The 20,358-nt window shown below is 30.8% G+C and carries 18 protein-coding genes; 7 read left to right on the top strand and 11 right to left on the bottom strand.

Going from position 1 to position 20,358, the window contains the following annotated elements:
- Nucleotides 1-103: 103 nt before the first annotated feature.
- The 6 genes from Q1B05_RS14530 to Q1B05_RS14505 form a co-directional block, all read right to left on the bottom strand.
- Nucleotides 104-847: a YoaK family protein gene (locus tag Q1B05_RS14530; RefSeq protein ID WP_299781677.1), complete on the bottom strand. Its 744-nt coding sequence runs from the start codon at nt 845-847 to the stop codon at nt 104-106.
- A 159-nt stretch (nt 848-1,006) separates the two neighbouring features.
- Complete coding sequence (locus Q1B05_RS14525) at nt 1,007-1,369, bottom strand: methylglyoxal synthase (protein ID WP_299781676.1); 363 nt, start codon at nt 1,367-1,369, stop codon at nt 1,007-1,009.
- The gene (locus tag Q1B05_RS14520) at nt 1,369-2,232 is read right to left on the bottom strand and encodes a BadF/BadG/BcrA/BcrD ATPase family protein (protein ID WP_299781675.1); all 864 of its coding nucleotides are present in this window, start codon (nt 2,230-2,232) and stop codon (nt 1,369-1,371) included. The genes Q1B05_RS14525 and Q1B05_RS14520 overlap by 1 nt, the downstream gene beginning before the upstream one ends.
- Nucleotides 2,233-2,316: 84 nt before the next feature.
- Nucleotides 2,317-3,321: a type I glyceraldehyde-3-phosphate dehydrogenase gene (gene gap, locus Q1B05_RS14515; RefSeq protein ID WP_299781674.1), complete on the bottom strand. Its 1,005-nt coding sequence runs from the start codon at nt 3,319-3,321 to the stop codon at nt 2,317-2,319.
- 22 nt (nt 3,322-3,343) lie between these two features.
- Nucleotides 3,344-4,330, bottom strand: a complete 987-nt coding sequence (gene pfkA / locus Q1B05_RS14510) for a 6-phosphofructokinase (RefSeq protein WP_299781673.1) — start codon at nt 4,328-4,330, stop codon at nt 3,344-3,346.
- A 154-nt stretch (nt 4,331-4,484) separates the two neighbouring features.
- Nucleotides 4,485-8,858, bottom strand: a complete 4,374-nt coding sequence (locus Q1B05_RS14505; RefSeq protein ID WP_299781672.1) for a translocation/assembly module TamB domain-containing protein — start codon at nt 8,856-8,858, stop codon at nt 4,485-4,487.
- Between the two features lie 123 nt (nt 8,859-8,981).
- On the opposite strand from Q1B05_RS14505, the gene tsaD reads away from it, so the two are divergent.
- The 7 genes from tsaD to Q1B05_RS14470 all read left to right on the top strand — a co-directional run bounded on the left by tsaD (nt 8,982) and on the right by Q1B05_RS14470 (nt 14,893).
- Nucleotides 8,982-10,004, top strand: a complete 1,023-nt coding sequence (tsaD, locus tag Q1B05_RS14500) for a tRNA (adenosine(37)-N6)-threonylcarbamoyltransferase complex transferase subunit TsaD (protein ID WP_299781671.1) — start codon at nt 8,982-8,984, stop codon at nt 10,002-10,004.
- 119 nt (nt 10,005-10,123) lie between these two features.
- Nucleotides 10,124-10,732: a peptidylprolyl isomerase gene (locus Q1B05_RS14495; RefSeq protein ID WP_299781670.1), complete on the top strand. Its 609-nt coding sequence runs from the start codon at nt 10,124-10,126 to the stop codon at nt 10,730-10,732.
- Between the two features lie 3 nt (nt 10,733-10,735).
- Nucleotides 10,736-11,440, top strand: a complete 705-nt coding sequence (locus tag Q1B05_RS14490; protein ID WP_299781669.1) for a 16S rRNA (uracil(1498)-N(3))-methyltransferase — start codon at nt 10,736-10,738, stop codon at nt 11,438-11,440.
- 8 nt (nt 11,441-11,448) lie between these two features.
- Nucleotides 11,449-12,090, top strand: coding sequence for a DUF4159 domain-containing protein (locus Q1B05_RS14485; protein ID WP_299781668.1), 642 nt, complete (start codon nt 11,449-11,451; stop codon nt 12,088-12,090).
- Between the two features lie 7 nt (nt 12,091-12,097).
- Nucleotides 12,098-12,601 carry a TrmH family RNA methyltransferase gene (locus Q1B05_RS14480; RefSeq protein ID WP_299781667.1) on the top strand — a complete coding sequence of 168 codons (504 nt, stop codon included), beginning with the start codon at nt 12,098-12,100 and terminating at the stop codon, nt 12,599-12,601.
- Between the two features lie 21 nt (nt 12,602-12,622).
- A complete protein-coding gene (locus tag Q1B05_RS14475; protein ID WP_299781666.1) occupies nt 12,623-13,708 on the top strand; it encodes an AI-2E family transporter in 1,086 nt (361 codons plus the stop codon).
- Between the two features lie 6 nt (nt 13,709-13,714).
- Nucleotides 13,715-14,893: an RsmD family RNA methyltransferase gene (locus tag Q1B05_RS14470; RefSeq protein WP_299781665.1), complete on the top strand. Its 1,179-nt coding sequence runs from the start codon at nt 13,715-13,717 to the stop codon at nt 14,891-14,893.
- Between the two features lie 80 nt (nt 14,894-14,973).
- Here Q1B05_RS14470 and Q1B05_RS14465 read toward each other — a convergent pair whose 3' ends face one another.
- The 5 genes from Q1B05_RS14465 to Q1B05_RS14445 all read right to left on the bottom strand — a co-directional run bounded on the left by Q1B05_RS14465 (nt 14,974) and on the right by Q1B05_RS14445 (nt 20,325).
- Nucleotides 14,974-16,230, bottom strand: coding sequence for a peroxiredoxin (locus Q1B05_RS14465; RefSeq protein WP_299781664.1), 1,257 nt, complete (start codon nt 16,228-16,230; stop codon nt 14,974-14,976).
- A 185-nt stretch (nt 16,231-16,415) separates the two neighbouring features.
- Entirely contained in the window at nt 16,416-17,216 is an 801-nt protein-coding gene (locus Q1B05_RS14460) for an SGNH/GDSL hydrolase family protein (RefSeq protein ID WP_299781663.1), read from the bottom strand.
- 37 nt (nt 17,217-17,253) lie between these two features.
- A complete protein-coding gene (locus Q1B05_RS14455; RefSeq protein ID WP_299781662.1) occupies nt 17,254-19,218 on the bottom strand; it encodes a right-handed parallel beta-helix repeat-containing protein in 1,965 nt (654 codons plus the stop codon).
- 537 nt (nt 19,219-19,755) lie between these two features.
- A complete protein-coding gene (locus tag Q1B05_RS14450) occupies nt 19,756-20,139 on the bottom strand; it encodes a YchJ family metal-binding protein (RefSeq protein ID WP_299781661.1) in 384 nt (127 codons plus the stop codon).
- A 6-nt stretch (nt 20,140-20,145) separates the two neighbouring features.
- Nucleotides 20,146-20,325, bottom strand: coding sequence for a hypothetical protein (locus Q1B05_RS14445; protein WP_299781693.1), 180 nt, complete (start codon nt 20,323-20,325; stop codon nt 20,146-20,148).
- Nucleotides 20,326-20,358 lie beyond the last annotated feature (33 nt).

Below are 20,358 nucleotides of genomic sequence, written 5' to 3'. Positions count from 1 at the left end.
GACTAAATGATCATAAAATCTGAATTAAACAAAACCAGATTATTAAATTTACTTCTAAAAAGTATGGGGTCATATTAAAAAATATAAGCAAGACTCACTAAGGTTAACCAACAATAGTTCTACGGGTATATTTACGTCTGGTTTTAATTATTGAAAATCTAAAGTCATCAAAAAACAGACTTATTAATAGAATTATTGCTGCAAAAATTAAAGTATTTAGTTTAAAGTGCACTTCAGAAAATAAAAAGCCAGCAACAAATCCTCCAGAAAAGAAGAACAATATAATAAAAATACGAAGCTTTATATTAGACTTTAGCTTCTCTCTATTATGGTGTAATTTTGGAAAAAACAATTGAGAAATATCTATTCCTAAATCTGTAAAAAGTCCTGTTAAGTGTGTGGTTCTTACTACAGCATTCGAAATTTTAGTAACAAAGGAGTTTTGAAGTCCCATAGCAAAAAGCAGAGAACAAATAATAAAATCTGGATATTTAAAGGTTATAAAATTACTTAACAGTCCGATTGAAATAAGGATAACACACTCTAAAAGTGTAGGCAATACAAATACATTAAGTTTTTTATTTGCTTTAAATTTTTCGATTAAAAAGCTAGAGACGAAAGACCCGAACAAGAAAGAGAAAATATAGAGAAAATAAACGGTACCTTTCCAGAACTCAAAACCTTCTACATCCTTAATAAACAAAGCAAAGTGACCAGTAACATTGGTTGTTAATTGTTTAAAAGCCAAATATCCAGAAACATTTACAACACCTGCTACAAAAGATAGTATTGTAGCAATACGAAGATTATGCTTTAAAGTTCGGCTTTTACCTTGATGTCTAAACATTATTCTAAATGTGTTTTAAAGAGCACTTATTAAAAAAGCAGGAGCTAATACTTCTGCTTAATTCTGTTAATAATTTGAATCTATACAAGTTACACTTAAATACAGATCAGATTCATATTTAAGCAAAAAAAAAATCTCGTTTAGAGATTTTTTAGTGTTTTATAAGCCTTTTATCATTAATTCTGCTGTAGCTGGATTAGTTGCTAAAGGCACATCATGCACATCGCAGATACGCATGAGCATAAAGATATCTGGTTCATGAGGATGTTTCTCTAAAGGATCTCTAAAAAACAACACCATATGGCATAAACCTTCTGCTACACGAGCTGCTATTTGCGCATCTCCACCTAGAGGTCCAGATAAGTAAGGCGTAACCTTAAATCCTGCTTTCTCTACTTTAGTTCCTGTAGTTCCTGTAGAAACTAAAGAAATTTTCTTTTGATCTAAAATTTCTCGGTGTTCGTTTAAAAACTGAACCATTTCAGCTTTCTTTCCGTCGTGAGCTATAATTGCTATCTCCATTATTCTATATCTTCTGTATGAAATTTCGCCAAACCTTCGATTGGACGTCTTACAAAATTACCAACAGTAAAATTCATTTCTTTTGCGACTTCTAATATTTCAGCTTTAGCAAAATATGCTATAGATCCTGCAAAATGAACTGGAACTGTTTTTATTTCGTCTTTAAATTGTAAAATTTGGTTACTAGCAAATAATCTAATTCCTGTTTTAATTAAGTTTTGAATATATTCTGAATCTTTATTCAAAAACATAAACTCTGCAAAGGATGCTAAAAATGCATTAGGGTTAGGTTGCTTGTAAATATTGTATTTTATATAATCTGCTTCTAGATTATACTTATCTGCCATTGCTACTCGAATAGATTCTGGCATTTTATTAAAGTAATAATCACGAATTAATTGTTTTCCGTAGTAATTACCACTAGCATCGTCCATTAAACTCCAGCCTAGAGATTTAACACGTTGATGTATTTTTTCACCATCATAATAACTACAATTAGAGCCTGTACCTAAAATACATACTACTGCAGCTTCTGTTGGTTTATTTATTGTAGAATATACTGCAGCCATTGTATCTTCGTCTACAGTCACTTCAGCATTTACAAAAAACTCTTCTAAAATATTTTTTAATAGTTCTTTTGGCTTATCTGTTCCACAACCTGCACCGTAAAAAAACACGTGAGTTACGTCTTTTTTATATTCTTTTAAGACTTCACTTTTTTTGATAATTTTCCTTAATTTCTTTTCAGAAAGTATTGCAGGATTTAACCCGTTAGTTCTTATCTTTTCGAGAAGTTGTTTCCCATTTTTATCTACTGCCATCCAATCGGATTTTGTAGAACCACTATCAACTATTAAAATCATAAATTTTGAGATAGAAAAAACTCCACAGAATACTGTGCTTTATACACAATAACTCTATGGAGTTATTATATTAATTAATACAAATTATTTTACAGATGCGATATGTTGTGCTAAGTCAACTAATTTAGTTGAGTAACCAAATTCATTATCATACCAAGAAACTAATTTAATGAAGCCATCGTTTAATGCCATACTTGCATTAGCATCGAATGTACTTGTTTTTGGTTCAGATACGAAATCTTGAGAAACTACACCTTCTTCAGTATATCCAAGAATACCTTTTAATTCATTTTCAGAAGCATCTTTTAATGCTGCTTTAATTTCATCCCAAGATGCTTTTTTCTCGATACGACAAGTTAAGTCTACTACAGATACATCTACAGTTGGTACTCTAAAAGCCATACCTGTTAATTTTCCGTTTAATTCAGGAATTACTTTTCCTACAGCTTTAGCAGCTCCAGTTGAAGCAGGTACAATGTTGTTTAAAGAAGCACGACCTAATCTGAAATCTTTTTTAGAAGGTCCGTCTACTGTAAATTGAGTTGCAGTTGCAGCATGTACAGTTGTCATTAAACCTTCTACGATACCAAATTTATCGTTAATAACTTTAGCTAAAGGCGCTAAACAGTTCGTTGTACAAGATGCATTAGACACGATAGTATCTGCAGCAGTTACTTGCTTATGGTTTACTCCCATTACAAACATTGGTGCATCTGCAGATGGTGCAGAAATTGCAACCTTCTTAGCTCCAGCAGTAATGTGCTTTTGAGCACCTTCAAGAGTTGTAAAGATACCTGTACAGTCTAAAACTACTTCAGCTCCTACAGCATCCCATTTTAAATCTTCTGGATTACGTTCAGCAGTAATTCTAATTTCATTACCGTTAACTACTAAATGACCATTTTTCACTTCAATTGTACCGTCAAATCTTCCGTGTACAGAATCATACTTTAATAAGTAAGCTAAGTGCTCAACAGCTAATAAGTCGTTAATACCAACTATTTCAATCTCTGGTCTTGCTACTGCTACTCTAAAAGCAATTCTACCTATTCTACCAAATCCGTTAATTCCAATTTTTAATTTTGACATATTCTTATTCTAAATTTAATGTTTAAGTGGTCATAATATCTGACACACGTAATAATTCTGAGTTAATTTTCGATTGACCTTTTATAGCTTGATCTAAAGGTGTTAAAGACATTACATCGCTTAATAAACCAACCATGTAATTAGACTTTCCTTCCAACAAACTTTCTACTGCTTTTACTCCCATACGGCTTGCCAAAACACGGTCAAAGCACGATGGTGAACCTCCACGTTGCATATGTCCTAGAACTGATACACGTACTTCATATTCTGACATATGTTCATCGACATAATCTTTTAATTCAAATACGTTTTTACCAATTTTATCGCCTTCTGCAACAACTACTATACTTGACGATTTACCAGAAGTTTTACTTCTATGTAAAGATTCTAGCAATCTGTCTAATCCTAAATTTTCTTCTGGTATTAAGACTTCTTCAGCCCCACCAGCTACTCCGACATTTAAAGCAATATGCCCAACATCGCGTCCCATAACCTCTACAAAGAATAGACGGTCGTGAGAACTTGCGGTATCTCTAATCTTATCGATAACTTCTACCACTGTATTTAAAGCTGTATCGTAACCTAATGTATGTGTTGTACCGTAAATATCGTTATCTATAGTTCCAGGAATTCCCATTACTGGCATATCAAACTCTGAACTAAAAACCATAGCCCCAGTAAAGCTACCATCACCACCAATAACAACTAAAGCATCTACACCTTCTTTCTTTAAGTTATCGTAAGCCAATTGACGACCTTCTTTAGTCATAAATTCTTTAGACCTTGCCGTCTTTAAAATAGTACCACCTTTATTAATAATTCCTTTCACGCTTCGCGCATCCATAGGAACAAATTCGCCACGAATCATACCTTGATAACCTTGTACAATTCCGACACATTCTATATTATGGTAAGCACATGTTCTAACAACCGAACGAATACCTGCATTCATTCCAGGAGAGTCTCCCCCTGATGTTAAAACACCTATTTTTTTAATTGTTTTTGACATCTTGTATTGATTTATTAGCTAATTTACTAAAGAATATTAACATAAAAAACCCCTTTACAGACTTTTTAACAAAGCCTATAAACTATAACGTTTGAATTGACAAAAAAGTTAAAAACTTATTTATTAATTAATTAAATGGGAATATTTAGACGAATTATTCCTCTGAATTTTCGGGTTTCACAAAAATAGGGTCGGAAAGCGTACTACTAGAATTAGGTGATTCTTTTTTCGATTTTTTATCATCATTCTTCTTTTTCTCACCATCAAAAATCTTGCGAAGTAATTCTTTAAAAGTATCGAAATCTACATTATAAGAAATCCCTACTCCTTGGGTATATCCAATTTCTTCACCGAAGTCTTGAATACTATTTTCGCGATTAAAAACATTAGCCGTTAAAGTCCCCTCTTCGTTTAATAAAAAGTTTACTTCTATATCTCCTGCAATAACAGTTTGACTAACGCCACCAATAGGAACATCGACATTACCATTAATAATAACTCGGTCGCTAATTTTGGTTTGAAGTGTGACTCCAAATCTATCATCGGTTTCGTAATCGGGATTACTTTCTCCCAATTCGTAATTCAATCCGATATTTAATATATTATCTCCATCTGAAAATAAACCGTTTACAATACCATTTAAACGTTCGGTTAATGTACCATAAGGATTTATTCCTGTTAGTCCGCTTGAGAACGATCCTGTAGTTAATAAGTATAAGGCTTGGTTATCGCGATCTTCTTTAGATTCTAATCTATAATTAAGCTCTGATTTTACTGTCGAGTTTACATTAGGGAATTCGAAGCCAAAATTAACCTGAGGCTGCTCTAAGCGCTCTGTTAATTCTATTTCTACATTTACAGGTATACTTTGATTTATAGGGTTATCTAACAACGGCGATGGGTTTGCTTGCGTTTTATAGATTGCTTTAAGATTAATTCTAGCTCCTAATGGATCTCCATCCCAGTTTAATGTACCTCCTGGTTGTACGGTAAACACTTTTTGAATTAAACCACCATACATAAAATTGTAAACACCTTTAAACACAGCAAAGTCACCATAGATATTAAATTTACCATTGGTATTAATTTCTATAAGCATACCTCCTATTCCTTGGCCTTTTATTGTGCTTCCGGAATCACGGTCCATAACAATTTCAATTTCGGCATTGTTATTAATCTCTAAATCAAAATCTAATTCTAAGCCTCTAATGTCTTTTATTGTAAGTTCTTTACCTTCTAATTTGGCTTGCTTTTCTTCTGGAGTTAAAAAATGAATAAATGTATTATCTCCAAAAGATTCAGAATCACTCATCGGAATTTTAAAAATAGTCCCTTCTTTTGTTTCTCCAACTACAGATATTACCAATTCGTCTGTAGGTCCGTAAATAGTTGCACGACCTCCAATAAATCCTGTACCATAATATAGTGCATCTTCAGAGTCATCTGTGTTTAAAACCAATAATCTATCAGTTTTAAGATCGATACCAAGTTCCCAATCAGAAAAATTATTATGGCGTATAAATCCGCCTAAAACACCTTTTGTATTATATACATTATCGGTAATATTTATATCGTTAAAAATAAAATCTTGGTCTTTTAATATAACTTGAGACCCATTTTCAAAATCGAAATTAATATTTAATAACGGAACCAATAAACCTGCTTCCCTTAATTTTAGCTCGCCCTCTATTGCTGGTTTCTTTATATTACCTATTACTTTGGCATTACCTGAGACATAACCTCTAATATCACTTATAACATCTTTTCCTAACGGACTAAAAGGTTCTAGACTAAGATCGTCAAATTTTAAATCGATATCTATATAGGATTGATTGTTTAAGGCATCAATATATCCGATTGCCAAAAATGAATTTTTTTCATCGTTTTTAATTTTAGAATTTACATAAAAACGAGTCAAGTTTTCATTTCCAGTAATATTTCCTGTAAATGATCCTAATTGAAAATCGTTTACTTCTAATGAATCTATGGAAACATCTGCACTTGGTAAATATTGACCGTTTTGTTGTACAACATCGAATTTACCATTTAAGATTCCTCCTAATTCTAAACTGTCTAATTCTGGAGACACTTTTGCTAAATCTACCTTATCAAAAGTTAGTTTTAAGTCTTTTTCTGTAGAATCCTTTAAAAACCCTGACAAGGAGATTAATTCTTCTCCTAAGGACATTTGTAGTTTATCTACATTTATACTTTTAAAATCGTTAGAAAACTCTATTTTGTTTAACGTATCTCGTGCTTCGTTAATAAGCCACGTACTATTTTTAAAGGTAACATCTGATCGTTTAAAACCAAATACAGAATTATTTTCTTTATTAATTGTATGATAAAAGTTTAAATTATAGACATCGTTATCCCGAATTCCGCCTTGAAACTCTGTACGCATAAACAACGTATCGTTAATGGTTTTATTCACTAAGTTAAACCGCGATAGATTGTAAAATTTAGTCTTAATACTATCTACTTCTATAAAGGTGTTGTATAATGGGTTATTATTATCTACATCTATAGCGATATCGCTTGCAAAATAATCGTACAGTTTAATCTCTGGAGATCTAAACATAAGATTTACCAACTGGTCGTTACTTTGTACATGCCCTTTTACAAACGTATTTTTACCTAATTTTATATTGGGATAAAAGACTTCTACAATCTTGTTATAAATGGTAAAATTAAAATCTAAGAATTCATCTTTAGGGACAGCTATAGGTTCAAAATTACTATAAATACTTCCTACAGCATTTTTAAACATAATCCCAATATCTCGAAACCTAAAATTACCACTCATTTCTCCTTCAATTATATCTGGAGAATTTACTGTTACATATCGAATAGAATCTCGGAATACCGAGGTTATGGTAAAATCGTCGAACACGTAATTATCGTGCTCATTATTATAACTAGCATTGGTTATTGCAAAAAGACCTTCTACATCGTTAATTGTGGTTCCTAACGCCTTAATTTCTACAAGACCTTTAAAGGTAGAAACGGTATCATTCTTAACAAAATTCAGTAATCTTAAATCGGCATATTTTACATCGGCTACAAAATCTACTTTTTTTGTAATTTTAGAAAAATCGGCAATCCCATTAAATTCTAGTTTAAAATTAGGATCATTACTTACTAAATTACCGTTATACACACTACTTTTAAAGGTTCCTAATACATCTAAATTTTTATACGAATAGTTATTAAAATCCATATAAAAAACTTCGCCATTAACTTTAGTGTTTACATTTTCTTCTGTAAATCCGCTTCCATCAACATCTATATCTAAAGATGTTTTATTGAAATTAGAATTTTCTAAGAAGGTTCCTAAATCAAAATCGGTTACAATAATATTTCCTTTGTAAGTTGCTTTGTCTATATTATCTATATTAGTTAAAACCAAATCAGACTTAATTAAACCTAAGGTTGTATTTATATTTAAATCGGCATTAATTCTTGAAGTGGTTAATTCTGTAGTTCCAGTAATATTAAAATTTCCAAATCTTTCGAAATTAGACGGAATAGACTGCCCTAATAAATTAGGCATTAAAATAATTAAATCTTTATAAGTTGAAGACAAGCGAGAAAAACGCCCTCTCATATAAAAATTATTATCTGTTCGGGTAAACAGATTCTTAAAGTTTAACTCTCCTATAATTCTTGAACCACGATTGGTAGTTAAATTTAAAGCACTAAGATTCAAATCGTTTAAAGTTCCTGTTAACAACACTGAAAAATTTGCACGCTGATTAACACCAAACTCATCGTAAAAATAATTAAGATCGCTCAAAGCTAAATCTGCGGACGTAATATTTGCATTTACCTGAACTTTATCTGTAAAAGAACTTAAATCTTCTCTATCAAATTCAAACTTAACGTTTCCCTTTAAAGTCGATTTTTCTGTTTTTAAATCTAAATTAGCAAACGTAATATCGTTTAAAGTATAGGCAAAATTAGTACTCATGTTATCTACATGAAGTCCTCTGCTATCTGTAAATTCTAAAGTATTAACTCTTGTAGAAACTTTAGGCCCATGAATTAAAAAATTAGAGGCATTAATGGTAATATCATTAAAAACCATGACCTCTGGAGTGTCTAAATTTTCATTTACAAATGTAAAATGTCCTTTATATATAGAAACATCGCTAGATGACAACAAGAAATTGCTCGGGTTTTTATCGTTATTATCTTCATCAAACCGAGCAACGAAGACATCTAAATTTGTTTCGTTTTCTCCTTTATACGTTTTTATATTGAAATCTAAATTGGTTGCTGTTATATCAGAAAAAACCAATCTTCCATTATATAAATTTCTAAAATTAACAATATGAGTTTCTAATAATTTCGCATTAATTAACGTATCTTGCTTATAATCTTCTATGTACACGTTTTTAATTTGTACTTCGCCATTAAAATGAAGTCCAACAGCACCTATATTAATATGTGTATTATACGCTTCATTTAATTTTGATGTTGCATATTTTCCCAATCTAGTTTGTACAGCTGGAATTGCTAAAATCAAAATTAAAATAATAAAGAGCAGCAAAATAATGGCTGCCAGTTTAGATAGTATTTTTAAAAATTTTTTGATACGTTTTAAAGTTATAACTTTGACCAAAAATAACAATACTTCTAATACATTCTAATGCATTCAGAAAATATTTACATTTTAGGAATTGAATCATCATGTGATGATACTGCGGCTTCAGTAATACACAACGGAAAAATACTGAGTAATGTTGTTGCAAACCAGAGCATACACGAAGAATTTGGTGGCGTTGTCCCAGAACTTGCCTCTAGAGCACACCAACAAAATATTGTTCCCGTTGTTCACCAAGCACTAGCAAAAGCGAATATTACTAAAAACCAACTACATGCCATTGCTTTTACGCGTGGTCCGGGATTAATGGGATCGCTTTTAGTAGGAACTTCTTTTGCTAAATCTTTAGCGTACGGATTAAATATTCCGTTAATCGATGTTAACCATATGCAAGGGCATATTCTTGCACATTTTATAGATGTAGAAGGTTTTAATAAACCGCCATTTCCATTTTTAGCCATGACCATTTCTGGTGGACACACACAAATAGTGAAAGTGAAACACTATTTTGACATGGAAGTTATTGGAGAAACCATTGATGATGCCGTTGGAGAAGCGTATGATAAAAGCGGAAAAATACTAGGTTTAGGTTATCCTGCAGGACCAGAAATAGATAAACGGGCCCAATTAGGAAACCCTAAAGCTTTTAAATTCACAAAACCTAAAGTAGACGGTTTAAACTTTAGTTTTTCAGGATTAAAAACAGCCATTTTATATTTTATACAAAAGGAAACAAAAGCAGATCCAGATTTTATAACCAAAAATATAAATGATATTTGTGCGTCTATTCAATATACTATAATTGGTATTTTAATTGATAAATTAAAGCTTGCAAGTAAACAAACAGGCATTAAACATATTGCTATAGGTGGTGGAGTTTCTGCCAATTCTGGCATAAGAAATGCGCTTAAAGATGGAGAACAAAAATTTGGATGGACAACTTATGTTCCTAAATTTGAATTTACAACCGATAACGCGGCTATGATTGCAATTGTTGGCTATTTAAAATACTTAGACAAGGATTTTTCTAAATCTAATATTACAGCCAATGCACGATTAAAAATCTAGGAAAAGCACCCATTTTTCAACAAAAATGTAGTATAATTGCAGTCCAAATTAAAGTTATACTTAACCCCAAATTATTTACCTACTTTATGTTAAAAAATCTACTTTTAACAGGAGCCATAATGTGCTCTGTTATATGTTATGCCCAAAAATCTTTTAAAGGCCCATTAGAAAATATTACATCAGAAGAACAAGCCAAAGCTTTTATTAAAGCACACAAAAAACTTAAAGGTAAATTTTTTGTTTTTAATAAAGAAAAACACAATACAACCTTAGCAAAAGAACTTTTTGATACCTCTATTGGTTATTCTAAAGTGTATGAAAATGAATATAGTAAAACCACTTATAAGATTATAGATAAAACGGAAACAATATATTATCGTGCAAGTTATATCTTTATAAACAGTGACAATTTAAACGAATCCGATTTAAAACGATTAAAACAGACCATTTATTCTAAATATAATCAGGGTATGGATTTTGCTAGTTTAATTAAACGTTACTCTATGGATGCAAATGCATCTCGAGGTGGTGATACGGGTTGGTTTATTGATGGAAAAATGCCTGTAGAAGTAGAAGATGAATTGATTAGAAATAACAAAAATCATTATTTAAATAAATTATTTACTGTAGATATTCCAGAGAAGAATTGGCATTACATTATTTTAAAAACGGAAGAGCCAAAACCTATTGAGGAAATCAAGGTTTTAAAAATAACCGAAGACCTTTAAACTATGCAACTATTTTACAACCCAGATATTACCGAAAACACAGCGCAACTTGCTTTTTCTAGAGAAGAAAGCAGACATATTGTAAAAGTGTTAAGAAAAAGTAATGGAGATACTGTTTTCGTGACTAACGGAAAAGGATGGTTGTTTACGGCTGAATTAAATTTAGCCGATATTAAAAATTGCTTAGCTACAATTACAGAAAAAACATTTCAAAAGGCAAGAGATTATAACATACATTTAGTAGTTGCACCTACTAAAATGAACGATCGTTACGAATGGTTTCTTGAAAAAGCAACCGAAATAGGTATCGATAGTATTACGCCTATTATTTGCGACCATAGCGAACGTAAAGTTGTAAAATTAGATCGTTATGAGAAGATTTTACAGGCAGCCATGAAACAATCTTTACATTATTATTTGCCTATTTTAAACGCACCTATTCCTTTTAAAACCTTTATAACTAAGCAACAAACAGGCGATTGTTTTATTGCACATTGCGAAGAAACAGATAAAAGATCGTTAAAGCAACTTATAAAACCAAAAACAGATCTTACTATATTAATTGGCCCTGAAGGTGATTTTAGTATAAAAGAAATTGAATTGGCGCTTAAAAACAATTTCATTCCTGTAACTTTGGGACACACAAGATTACGAACAGAAACAGCTGCTATTGTAGCTTGCCATACAGCAGCCTTAATTAACGAATAAAAGTATTTATGAAGTGGTACTGGGCACTTACCTTAATTATGATTACCTCTAGTGTTTCGGCACAAGATGTGGCCGTTTTACAATATAAAGGTGGTGGCGATTGGTATGGTAACCCGACCTCGCTACCTAACTTAGTAAAATATTGTAATGCACATATAAATACAAGAATAAACACAGAAGTTGTAAGTGTAGAAACAGCAAGCCCCGATTTATTTCGATATCCTTTTGTGCATATGACTGGGCATGGAAATGTTTTTTTTGATGATAACGATAAAATCAATTTAAAAAACTACTTAATATCTGGTGGTTTTCTTCATGTAGATGACAATTACGGACTTAAACCTTACATTACAAAAGCACTAAAAGAGGTTTTTCCTGAACAAGAATTAGTAGAGTTACCTACATCTCACGAGATTTTTCAGAAACCAAATCAATTCCCTGAAGGCTTGCCTAAAATTCATGAACACGATGGCAAACGCCCACAAGCATTTGCTCTTTTTTATGAAGGCCGCATGATTGTACTTTTTACCTACGAAAGTGATTTAGGAAATGGTTGGGAAGATCCTGAAATATATAACGATCCCGAAGAAGTTAGAGAAAAAGCACTAAAAATGGGTGCAAATATTATATATTACGTTTTCAATCATTAAAATTTAAATGGCTCAGCTTAATCACTACAATACACATTTCAACAAAAAAACATTTCCTATAACTTTAGTTTGTGATAATGTAGCCAATGCGCCTAATATTGGAAGTTTATTTAGAATTGCTGATGCATTTGGTGTAGAAAAATTAATACTTTGTGGTAGTTATATTCCGCTTGGTCGAAAAATGACTAAAACGTCTCGTGCTACAGAAAAAGTAGTCCCTTTTGAAGTCAAGGAAAACACAGATGAAGTTATTACTCGTTTAAAATCTGAAGGCTATCAAATTATTGCTTTAGAAATTACAGATACTAGTATATCACTTCGTGAAGCCACTTTTTCTACCTCACAACCTATTGCGATTCTTATTGGCGACGAAAATTTTGGAGTTTCAGAAACACTATTAAAACAATCGGACATGGTTATTCACATCGATATGTTTGGACAAAATAGTAGTATGAATGTGGTTCAAGCAACTAATATTATTTTATACGAAATAACCAAACAAAGTCTTTAAACGTTTATATATATTTGCTATATGAATTCTAAAACCATAGCAAACGGCATTTTAAGAGCAATCTTTACTTTAGTTCTGATTGCCCTTTTTGTATACTTTCTTTACCAAATACAATCTGTAATTGTGTATATCGTCATTTCTGCTGTAATTTCATTAACAGGATCGCCTTTAGTGCAACTTTTTAGAAACCGTTTTAAATTCAACGATTCATTTTCTGTGGTTCTTGCCATGTTTTTAATTGTTGGCTCCTTGTTTGGATTGATACTGCTTTTTATACCTTTAGTAATAGAACAAGGACATAATTTATCGCTTTTAAATATTGAAAAACTTCAAGGTAATTTTAATAATGTTTACATAGAAGTAGCTCATTATTTAGAAGGTAAGCATATCTATTTAGAAGATTCTTTAGAAGACTATCACTTACTATCTAAAATTAATTACTCAGCTATACCCGAATTTTTAAACTCATTATTAAGCGGATTTGGAACTTTTAGTATTGCTTTTTTCTCGGTATTATTCATCTCTTTTTTCTTCCTAAAAGACAGAAAACTATTAGAAAACAGCTTTATGGTGATTATTCCTGAAACTAAAAAGCATCGCGTTAAAAAATCAATTTATTCTATAAAACATTTACTTTCTAGATACTTCTTAGGATTATTAATTCAAATCTTAATCTTGTTTGTTATTTATGCCATAGTATTGTCTGTTTTCGGAATTAAAAACTCTATAGTTATTGCTTTTTTATGTGCATTATTAAATTTAATCCCATATATAGGCCCTTTAATTAGTGCTGTTTTAATGATTGCGCTAACACTTTCTAGCAACATGCATAACGACTTTAGTGTGACCTTACCTACCACAATTTATGTACTTATCGGGTTCTGCTTTGCCCAGTTAATAGATAACTTTTTTAGCCAGCCAATTATATTCTCCAGAAGTGTAAAATCACATCCGCTAGAAATATTTTTAATCATTATTATTACAGGAATCCTCTTCGGAATTATAGGTATGGTTATCGCCGTTCCTGCATATACTGCTCTAAAAGTTATTCTTAAAGAATTCCTTTCTGAAAACGAAATTGTTAAACACTTAACTAAAGACCTCTAGTTTTTATTGAACACACTTATTTTAAATACTGAAATTCAGAATTTTATAACAGCTAATTTAAATTCAGATCCCACAGCAATTTTATTAAAAGGCACGTCTTTTAATGGTGTTGAAACACGAGATATTGTTGAACAAATTGAAGCTAAAAACCGCTGTGTTACCAAATTAAAAACGTGGTACAAAACTCCAAATATTTATTATCCTAATAAATTAAATATAGAACAAACATCTTCAGAACAGACTGCTAACTATAAAGCATCTTTAATTTCTGGTGATTCTATTATTGATATTACTGGTGGTTTTGGTGTAGATTGTTTTGCGTTTTCTAAACAGTTTAAACAAGTTACTCACTGCGAAATTAATACCGAATTAAGCGAAAAAGTAGCACATAATTTTAGACAGTTACACGTTAATAATATTAAAAATATTAGTGAAGATGGTATTTTATATTTAAGAAACACATCACAGTCTTTCGATTGGATTTATGTAGATCCTTCTCGTAGAAACGATAGTAAAGGCAAAGTCTTTTTTTTAAACGATTGCCTTCCTAATGTTCCCGAACATTTAGATTTACTCTTTAAACGTGGTAAACACGTTTTAGTTAAAACGTCTCCGTTATTAGATATCTCAATAGGTGTTCAAGAACTAAAATTCGTTAAAACATTACATGTAATTGCACTACATAATGAAGTAAAAGAACTGCTTTGGGTATTAACACCTAAGTCTACCAACTCTTTTACTATACATACAGCCAATATTACAAAAACAGGCATAGAAACTTTTAGTTTTCCTTTAGATTTAGAAAGCACTTTAAATACAACCTATCGAGAACCATTAAACTATCTTTACGAACCTAATTCGGCTGTAATGAAAGCTGGTGCTTTTAATTCTATAGCACACCAATTAGACCTATTTAAACTCCATAAACATTCGCATTTATATACTTCTGAAAAAGAAATAAATTTTCCTGGACGTGTATTTAAAATTGAAAAAATAATTCCTTACCATAAAAAAACCATTCAAAAGGAACGCATAGATAAAGCCAATATTACAACAAGGAATTTTCCTGACCCCGTATCTAAAATCAGAAAAACATTTAAAATTAAAGATGGTGGCGGTATATATTTGTTTTTTACCACAGATATAAATTCTAATAAAATTATGATAGTTTGTAGTAAAGTATAACTTTTACGTAAGAAGAACAGTTCATCATCCTTAATTAAGTAATACGTTAAGCATTATTTTAGACTTGTTTGCTAAGTTTTTTAATTTAGAAGAGACTCTAATTTATTTCTAACATCTTCTGCAGTCGGGTCTTTAGCTAAAATCAGTCCGTTTTCGTCAATTAAAAACATTCCACCTCCTCCTCCATCTACATTATATTGTTGCCATATATTATTTTGTTTGTCAAGTTCTACTAAATTTAACCAAGGCCATTCTTCTTTTTCAAAAAACTTAACCAATCTATCCGTATTTTTTCGTTCTCCTGCAACTCCAATAATGGTAAAACCTTTGTTTTTAAACTCATTATAAAGTGGAATCATCGTTCTGCTTCTTGCTATACATGGTCCACACCAAGTTGCCCACAAATCTAACAATGCTATTTTTCCATCAATTTTATCGGAAAGTTTGATTTCATTACCTTTTAAATCTGGTGCTGAAAAATCTGTATATTTTTTTCCGACTTGTATATTTTCAATTGCATCTGTTAACTTCGAAGCCAATTCATTGTAAGGATGATTAGGGTTTCCTTTTGAAAGTATCTGCAGATTATTTTTAGCCAAATTAATATCCATATTCTCTTTATTGTACATCAGGTCTTTTATAAAGAATGAATAGGATACAATAGAGGGATTATTTTCTATGTATGCTTGCTGAAATTTTTTCTGTTCCTCGTAAATTGGCTTTAATTTATTATTTATACGTTCTGCTTTTGGGCTTAAATATTGATTTAAATCTTTTAAATTACCTATCTTTTCATAGATAATAATTTTTTCATCATGGCTATTAGTTTTTCTTAATTCAGCATAAAGTAATTTCACCTTTTCACTATAATATTGGTCATTTTCAAATAGTAAACTTAGGCTGTCTTGTAAAGGTTTTATTCTTGAGTTAAATGTATTATCATAATTTTCTTTATACTTTTTATATTCAGAATTTAGTTTACCACCTACAACTTGGTTTTTGTCAAATTCTTCTTCAGAGTATATTGTTAAATCAATTTTTTCATTATTCAAAAATAAAGGCATATATCTGCCTCCTTGAGTTTTTGCTTTTCCCAAGAACAATTCAACAGATTCAGGAAAATCTAATGTTGTTTTATAATAAAATTTTCCATCTGTAATAGGTATTTCAATTATTGAATCAGAATCCAAATATTCACCTGCTTTAACTAAAAGAATTGATTTTGAGTCTATTCCAATTGTTTTTCCATTAATTTCAAGAAATTGGTCTTTTGGGGTTGAACAATTAAAGAGAAATGTTGTTAACAATAGTAATATAATTTTGGTAATTAGTTTCATTTCAGATTTCGTTTTTTAAATTGTTATACAACATATAATTTTCTATTATTATTTTTACAAACACCTAATAATAAACCTCTTACACTTTACTATCCCTAAGAGACTTCTTCTCGAATATGAACAAGTGAGAGCTCCATTCATTCAGAAATATTTACAGCATTACTTATAAATTTTATTAAAACATCTTATAATTGTTCTGAAATAATTCTAGCAACTTCTTTACCGTGAGCAAGAAATCCTACATCCTTATAATGCACATTTCCTGGTTCTTGTGCCCATGCTTCTAAATGAGGTTTTGTAAAAGTGTATAAATCGTTTATAACAATATCTGGATAGTTTGCAAGAACCTCTAATGCTGCCTTGTTGTACCGTATACTATCGCCTTCAAATCGGCCTTTTGCATTTGCAGGAACAGGAGTTGTGGTGGCAAAAATTAATTTAGTTTTTGGAAAATTAATTTTCAAATAGTTACAACTATTAGTTAAGTTTAATTTATACGTTTCAATTGAAGACACTTGTACTCCATCTTTATTTAAGTTTCTTCCTTTTAAATATTTTAAATCGTGTAACCCGACATTAAAATGAATAATATCCCAGTTAAAATCCCATCCTTCCTTTAAATTGGGCTGAAACATAGTCTCTTGAAGTGTATTCATATTCGGAATAAAATCATGACTTGAGCCTCCATTTTTAAAGAGTCTAAAAACAGTGGCTTTATCTGCTAATTGTTTTCTCGCTTCCGAAGTATATAAAATAGAAATTGAATCGCCATAAATTAAAACATTAGGTTTCTGCTTTTGAGGATGCACATATTTAAAGGCATCTGTTTTGTAGACTTCTCCAATATTGCCACATAACGTGTTCCATTGTAAGCGGCAAGTTTCTTCGTTAGTTTTATCACTTAAATTAGTCGAAAAAACGTTTGGAATTACTGAAATCCCTAAGCTTCCTAATCCTATTGCTTTTATAAATTCTTTACGTTTCATAATTATGTCATTCTAAGCTTTTCATATAAAAAAACTGTTACTTATCCCACACTTTAATTTTATTCTTACCTGATTTTAATTCATTAAAAGGCCCAACAAATGGTGTTTTAGTTGTTCTTTGGTTTCCAAAATAATCTTTGTTAACCGTTACAGGAGTACCGTCTGGATTCTCGAAAGGTGTTTCGGGTTGAAAAGCAACACCAAGTAATTCTGTATTTACAGTTTTCGTTTTTACTGAATTAAAACTATTATCTATTGTAATATTTAAATAATAACCATCACTTTCTTCAGATAAAGAAATCTCTGGTTTTAATGTTCTATTTACTACACTATTAGTTTCTATATTTGAAGGTTCTGCTTTATTTAAATATAAATTTGCATCTATAAACACGGGGAATTTCTGTTTATTATAATACCCAAGACTACGCTTAAATTTCCATTCAAAATCAGGAGTTGGGAAATCGTTGTAAGCATTTAATCCGTAAAATTGACTTTTACCTAAACGATCTATTTTTGAAGCTAAAATATTATTATAAAAACGATCGTCTCCTAAAATAACTGACATCATCCCCATAACTTCTGTAGAATGCGGAAAATGATAATGTGTAAACCTGTTTGTAGCTGTTCTCATTTGTACATAACCTCCTATTAAATTATTTACAAAAGCAGTACCTTGAGATGCGTTAAGAATAGACCTATTTGATAAGAATATATTATTATCAACAATCATTGGTCCGTGATTTACTTCAATAAATAAATCTTCATTATCATTATTATTTATAAGAAGATTCCCCGAAACTCGTGCACCTTGAGCCTGCCAATCTAACCAAATCCCTCTGTGACAATCATGTATAAAATTATCTTTAATCACAACATCTATTGCTGCATGAAGTTTAATTCCTGAAATTTCATATCCGAACCATTGTTTCTTTACATTAATATTATAGATATGATTATTACTAATTTCACTAAAAACACAACCTAAGTGCCCAATAATACCGCCTTGTTCACAATCTTTTATGGTATTATTTCTAACAATATGAGATCCAATCATCTCTTTAGACCACCCCAATTGTAATGCTTTAAAAACAACTTCTCGTTCGCGTTGTGTGCCATGCTTATTTTTTTCGGATAGCCATAAATTCTGACCAGAAGCACGCTCTTTACCCAAACTAATTCCCGAACATTTAGAATCTGATATTAAGTTGTTTTCTATAATCCAACCTTTACTCCAATTAGGACCGATTAACCCTTCTTGAGCAGCCGTAGGCGGTGCCCATTGTGTAGCTGCCTGACTCAGATTAAAACCACTAACCGTAATGTAATTTATCCCCGTATTTACAGGAAAAAACACGGTTGGTCTCACATTGATTTCAACGTTTTCTTTATTAGGATTACGGCCGTTAAAATTAGCGTAGATAGTGGTAAATTTATCATTACTTTCTGTGTACCACTTATATTTAGAACCAATTGTATCTGTAGCACGTTCTAGAGGTTTTTCTGAAAACACTTTTGATAAACTATCAATTTCATACAAAGCTTTTCCGTTTACATAAACCTCTCCTAAATGATGATCTCTTCCATAGGTATTAACCACCCAATCTCCATTAAGAATTTCTTGATACGGATTAAAATCTCCAAAAAATTTATTTTCTAATTGAACTTTCCAAACTTTACCTTTATGCTTTTTCCAAGTATTTATAACTTCAGAACCTTTAATCCAAACCTCTTCATTTTTGGCTGCTTTGTAAACTATACGTTTTCTATTATTTAGCCCTCCATTTAAAGGATTTACCCATTCTCTATAAACTCCTTCATGAACAATAATAACATCGCCTGCCAGTGCTATTTTTGCTGCTTTAGAAATGGTTTTAAAGGGAGCCTCTTTAGTTCCTACATTAAAATCACTTCCTATTTTAGACACATGATATTCTGTTGCATGTGTTATAAAAAATAACATTAAACATATAACGGTTATGAATTTGGTTTTTACTGACATCATTTTAAATCGTTTATTTATTATTGATAGAGTTTAAAATTTTTAATGTGTGTTACACTAATTTCAATGCTATAATAAAACCACTACTTTGGGTGAGTTCAACCTAATAATAAGGAAAATTTCAGACGTTTGATATGCTTTGTCAACAATCATTACTGTCTTGATTTTTTAAAATTCTAACACATTACTAAAATGGTTATTAAAAAAACAAGTCGATATAAATTATAAGTCTTTTTATATCAATTATAAGTCAATTTCACTTAGATAAAGACCTATAAACACAATAAAGCCTTTACAAATCCTTAAAATTTGAAAAAGCTTTAATTTAATTTTATTGATAATGATCACGTTACAGATAGTAGATAAAACAACGTGATGAAGACAGATAATTGAATTATTAAATACTTATTCTTGAGTTAAACCAAATACTTTTAGAATTGTATTTAACAAGAACTTTAAAGTTTATACTAACAGCTTTAAATAAACAAAAAGACTAAATGGAGATTAGTCTTATAATCTTAAAAAAACCGATGTAATCATCTACAGAGCATCTACATAAAACCAACACCCATTTTCCTTAACAAATCGGGAGTTTTCATGTATCATCTGTAATTCACCCTCTTCTTGAAAAATGGCTTTAAACTCGACTGTGCCTTCAGTATCAGCTTCTAATCCTTTAGTTGTATTTAAAATATCTAGTTTAATCCAATCTACTGATTTAGACCATTTTACAATCGATTTTTTCTCTTTTACAGGGCGGGTACTTTCATGATGGCTTTTCATTAAATAATCACCATTTGCAAATACAAAAGCTGAATATCTTGAACGCATTAACGCTTCTGCTGTCTTGACTTGCAGCATATCATTATGTGCAATTTCACAACAATCTTTATACAATTTATCACTACAACACGGACATTTCATTTTTAATTATGAATTAGATTTATTTTCCTGAGATTTCTTTACAATAGCCTGTAGTCGTTCCTTTCGCAACTCTTTTTCAGAACGTGCTTTATTTTTCTTACGATCCATTAATTTGGTATGCTTTGCTTTGTTTTTTGTATTCTTCTCTTTTCCTGTTTTAGCCATAGTTTCAAAATTACAATTCAAAATTACAATTTTAAAAAGGTGTAGATTCTAAAT

The sequence above is a fragment of the uncultured Formosa sp. genome (assembly GCF_947500765.1).
Taxonomy (GTDB): Bacteria; Bacteroidota; Bacteroidia; order Flavobacteriales; family Flavobacteriaceae; genus Formosa.
The sequence above is the reverse complement of the archived record's forward strand: the minus strand, read 5'-3'. Positions and strand labels throughout refer to the sequence as shown.